The 4129-nt window shown below is 57.4% G+C and carries 3 protein-coding genes and 1 pseudogene; 2 read left to right on the top strand and 2 right to left on the bottom strand.

The annotated features are described in order from the left end of the window. Window positions 1-101 precede the first annotated feature (101 nt). A pseudogene (locus RMS03_RS02925) lies at window positions 102-1092 on the bottom strand (LysR substrate-binding domain-containing protein). Window positions 1093-1250: 158 nt separating this feature from the next. On the opposite strand from RMS03_RS02925, the gene RMS03_RS02920 reads away from it, so the two are divergent. Continuing rightward, complete coding sequence (locus RMS03_RS02920; RefSeq protein WP_310625613.1) at window positions 1251-1526, top strand: DUF2917 domain-containing protein; 276 nt, start codon at window positions 1251-1253, stop codon at window positions 1524-1526. Window positions 1527-1539: 13 nt separating this feature from the next. Here RMS03_RS02920 and RMS03_RS02915 read toward each other — a convergent pair whose 3' ends face one another. Further along, window positions 1540-2430, bottom strand: a complete 891-nt coding sequence (locus RMS03_RS02915; RefSeq protein ID WP_310625612.1) for a DUF6279 family lipoprotein — start codon at window positions 2428-2430, stop codon at window positions 1540-1542. Between RMS03_RS02915 and glmU the strand changes: the two genes are divergently transcribed. Next, entirely contained in the window at window positions 2429-3820 is a 1392-nt protein-coding gene (gene glmU / locus RMS03_RS02910) for a bifunctional UDP-N-acetylglucosamine diphosphorylase/glucosamine-1-phosphate N-acetyltransferase GlmU (protein ID WP_310625611.1), read from the top strand. The genes RMS03_RS02915 and glmU overlap by 2 nt on opposite strands. Window positions 3821-4129 lie beyond the last annotated feature (309 nt).

Raw genomic sequence — 4129 nt, 5'->3', positions numbered from 1 at the left:
AAGGGGCCTGAGGGCAAAGGTGGGATGACGAAATGGGTCTCTTACGCCGAAAAATCGTGCTATCGACGCACACAATTGCACATCGTGAAGTCCGTAACAAGTCACGCTACAAATTCATGCGTTGTGCAGACCTTCCCTAGCTCACCAATGGCCTGCCGCGTGATGCAGGCTTGCTCTTTGAGCCAGCGACTGAAGCTGTCAATCTCAGGCCGCAGCGTGTTGCGGGTGTTCATGATGAGCCAGTAGTCCATGGGCGACTCAATGCGCCCGTGCGGCAGCACCTTCACCAAATCGCCATTGGCCAAGCTCTCTGCCACCATCGGCAAACGCGCCAACACCACGCCTTGACCACGCATGGCTGCCTGCACCATTTGATAGGCGTAGTTGAAATGCAGCCAGCGCTTGGGTTGCAAGTTGCTTACTTGGCGGCTGGCTAACCAGCGTTGCCAAGTGAGCCAGTTGAGGTGGGTATGACTGGCATCAATCGACTCAATGAGGGTGAAGTTTTGCAGGTCTTGCGCATCGCGCACGGGCGGTGAGTGAGTTCTTCAACAGCCACGGACTGGCCATTGGGGTGAGTTGTTCGCCGAACAAATGCATCGCGTGGGCAGGCATGCGCGAGGCTGGGCCATAGCGCAACGCGATGTCGATGCCTGCGGTTTCTAGGTTAAGCGGGGTGTCCGACGCCTCCACACGGATGTCGATTTCTGGGTGAGCGCGTTGGAATATTTCCAGTCGTGGAATGAGCCACATCGATGCCAGCGATGCGTAGGTGGTGATGGACACGGTTTTGCGACTGGCCTTGTGGCGAATTTGGCGCACTGCCACATCCAGTTGGTTGAGCAAGTTGCCCACCGAGGCCAACAGATCCACGCCATGCGCGGTCAGCTCCACGGCGCGGGTGTGACGCGCAAACAGGCGTACGCCTAGCGCTTGCTCCAAGCCTTGAATTTGGCGACTGACGGCGGATGGCTTGAGGGCCAACTCGCTGGCCGCAATGCGGTAGTTGCGGTGGCGCGCAACGGCTTCAAATGCGCACAAATGACCAACTGACAGAGGACGGGTGCGAAGCAACGGGCGAGCGGGTGACATGGCAAGTCTCAGAGCAATTAGGGGTTAAGAGTAGCGGTAAAACGAACGTCTTATTGATGCGGGGTTGGAGTTAAAAGCAGTCTTGTATTTCATTGGACGTGGGCGCAAGCGGGTTGCAGGATCAACGCCTCAAGTACAGATGAAGCACGGAGGTGGAGATGCGCACGATCAGCCTGACATGGCGTTGGCCCCGCTGGGTGGCCAACGCCGCTACAAATCCGTGGCACATCGACACAGGCACGGCGCAAACTTGGGTCGCACCGAGCGCCGGCCATGTACATGTCGTGCGTGGCCGCGTGTGGGCCAGTTGCGATGCGCCAAGTGGCCCAGCCAAGGACCACATGCTGCTGGCGGGTGAACGCTTGCGTGTGGTGTTGGCGTCGTGGGCGCGTACCGTCGATGACGAGGCGTGGCTGAGCTGGTCGCCGTCTTGAAGCGCGTGGCGGGCTACTTTTGCGCCATCAATGTTTTGATGTCTTGCTCGTACCCACGCAATGCGTTCCACATGCGCTGGCGTTGCGCAGGGGTGGTGCTGTTGTGTAGCTTGGCAAAGCCTTCGCAGTTCTCATTCCACAGTTCTAAGCTGTAGGCGCGGTAGCGCTCGTTGGGCGAGTTGAAGCTGCGCTCCACCAGGCCGCGCATGAGCGCTTGGGCTTGCGCAGTGGCGCTGCCTTCTTGTGCGATGCGTTGCAAGGTTTGCATCGTGTCGGCTTGACGGCGATCGCGTTCGGCGTAGCTCATGGTCGGGTCAAAGGTCGACCTGCTCAACCACTGGTGCAGCACCTCGCGTTGGGGTTTTTCTAAGCGACCATAAAAGTCTTCAAGGCGGTTGGTGGCTTGCTTGGTGCGGTAGCGCAGGCGGCCTTCGGCATCTGGGTCTAGCCAATCCGAGCGCCAGTCTTTGTTGGTCTTGTCAAAGCGTTTACCAATATTGCGCAACTGCTCGGGCTTGAGTTGTGTGGCCAAGCGCGTGTTGGCGGGCTCCACAAAACGCAGCACGGTCACAAAGCTGGTTTTCATATCTTCGGTCACGCTGCACACTTGCGCGGGCGTGATGTCGTGGAGCGCCATGGCTTGCAGGCGCTTGAGCAAGACCACGTATTCGGGCAGTTGTTGTTGGCGGTGCCAACGTTGCAAATCCGTCAGTGCCTCACGGGTGAATTGCTTTTGCCCATCTTGCAAATCGGCGTAGCCATCGAGCCACCAGTAGATCAAATCGTCACTGTTGTTGTAGACCAGCTTGAGGGTGCTGCACGCACTCAAACCCACAAGCGCAGCCAACACCAGCCAGACAGAGGCATGGCGGATAATTCTGCGCAAGATAAGGATGAATGACATGACAGCGTTCGATGTGGTGATCATGGCTGCCGGCAAGGGCACCCGTATGAAGAGCAGTATGCCTAAGGTTTTGCACCAACTCGCCGGTAAGGTTTTGGTGCAACACGTGATTGACACCGCACGCACCTTGAAAGCGCGCCACACCATCGTCATCACGGGGCACGGTGCTGAGCAAGTCGAACTTGCCCTCACCAATGCCAACACCGCAGACAAACTGCAATTCGCCCGTCAAATGCCGCAGCTCGGCACGGGCCACGCGGTGCAACAAGCCGTGCCTTTGCTGGCCGATGATGGCGTGGTGGTGGTGCTCTCGGGCGATGTGCCTTTGACGCAAGCTGACACACTGAAAGCCTTGTTGAATTTGTGTGATGGCAAACAACTGGCACTCCTCACCATCGACTTTGCCGACCCCACAGGCTACGGTCGCATTGTGCGCAGCCCCAAGGGTGACGTGCATGCCATCGTCGAGCACAAAGATGCCAATGAAACGCAACGCGCCATTCAAGAGGTGTACAGCGGCATCATGGCTGTGCCCGCCAAATTGCTCAAACCATGGCTGGCGCGTTTGGACAACCACAACGTGCAGCAAGAGTTTTATTTGACCGAGGTGGTCAAGTTCGCCGAGGCCGATGGTGTGCCTGTGGTAGCTCACAAAATCAACGACGTGGCGCAAGTTGCAGGCGTCAACAGTCCCACGCAATTGGCTGAGTTGGAGCGCACGTTTCAACTGCGTCAAGCCCATGCCTTGATGGTCGACGGCGTGCGCATCATCGACCCCGCACGCTTGGATGTGCGCGGTAATTTGACTTGTGCACAAGACGTAGAGATTGATGTGAATTGCATCTTCCTTGGGTCTGTGTCGCTCGGCCAAGGTGTGAAGATTGGCGCGAATTGCGTGATCGCCAATTGCACGATTGCAGCAGGCGCGGTGATCCACCCCTTCACCCACATCGATGGCGAAAAGCTGGGCGTGACCGTGGGTGAGGGCGCGCTCATTGGCCCCTTCGCCCGCTTGCGCCCTGGCGCACAACTGGCGGCAGACGTGCACATTGGCAACTTTGTGGAGGTGAAAAATTCCACCCTGGCCAAAGGTGCCAAAGCCAACCACTTGGCCTACTTGGGCGACGCCACGGTGGGCGAGCGTGTCAACTACGGCGCAGGCAGCATCACCGCCAACTACGACGGTGCCAACAAACACAGCACCGTCATTGAGGCGGATGTGCACATCGGCAGCAACTGCGTGTTGGTGGCACCCGTCACCATTGGCGCAGGCGGCACCGTGGGTGGTGGCTCGACGATCACCAAGAGCACCGAACCCGGTGCGCTGAGTGTGGCGCGTGGCAAGCAAGTGAGCATTGCCAATTGGAAGCGGCCTGAGAAAAAGAAGTAATTGCCATTGAGCTAAGTGCAGCGTCGCCGTAAGGCGAGACAGATTGCTGAAATCCAATCTGCATTTAGAGCCGTTACAGTCATGTTTGGCCCAGCCAATATCGGAATTTGTCTTATGAGAATTGAATCCATCCGCCCAGTTAAATAACGACTGCTCGCCTAGTTTTCGTAAGGCGGATTCAAGGACGAAGTGCAACACGCTTTAACGAGGCATGGAATACCTCGTGAGGTGTCTTGAATCCTAGTCGCTTTCTGGGGCGGTGATTCAATCGGTTTTCAATCATAGTCAATTCCTCATCCGTCACGGTTT

The organism is Limnohabitans sp., from assembly GCF_031538885.1.
GTDB lineage: Bacteria > Pseudomonadota > Gammaproteobacteria > Burkholderiales > Burkholderiaceae_C > Limnohabitans.
Note: the sequence above shows the minus strand (reverse complement) of the source record. Positions and strands in the feature narration are given on the sequence as shown.

What these genes read in the sequence shown, in the direction of transcription:
- RMS03_RS02920 (WP_310625613.1), top strand. Translation starts at nt 1,251, where the DNA reads ATGCGCACGATCAGCCTGACATGGCGTTGGCCCCGCTGGGTGGCCAAC.
- glmU (WP_310625611.1), top strand. Translation starts at nt 2,429, where the DNA reads ATGACAGCGTTCGATGTGGTGATCATGGCTGCCGGCAAGGGCACCCGT.
- RMS03_RS02915 (WP_310625612.1), bottom strand. Translation starts at nt 2,430, where the DNA reads ATGTCATTCATCCTTATCTTGCGCAGAATTATCCGCCATGCCTCTGTC.